Origin of the sequence: Paenibacillus sp. GbtcB18 (genome assembly GCF_019091125.1) — a bacterium.
Lineage (GTDB): Bacteria > Bacillota > Bacilli > Paenibacillales > NBRC-103111 > Paenibacillus_F > Paenibacillus_F chitinolyticus.
Genome location: NZ_JAGXJX010000986.1, coordinates 1 through 230 on the forward strand (window position 1 = coordinate 1; position 230 = coordinate 230).

General features: G+C 50.9%; 1 pseudogene. It reads right to left on the bottom strand.

The features are described from left to right. Positions 1-230, bottom strand: a pseudogene (locus tag KVT34_RS31475) (hypothetical protein); the annotation flags it as partial.

Here is a 230-nt window from a genome sequence, read left to right on the forward strand (position 1 = left end):
TACCTCAGTCCCATGAAAAAAGCACGTACCAGGAGATCCGCCGTAGTTTTAAGAATAGCGAATGAATCGCTCAGCATTTCGTCCGGCAGCCGGTAAGTCGGAGCGACTTTGGAAAACATGTCATATTTGGCTTTGTCTGCCCCCCCCTCCACGAAAATCAGATGGGGGGAGGCATCTAAAGGGGCCTCAATACTTCCCGTCATATCAAACTCCGGCACATCCAGCTCCAA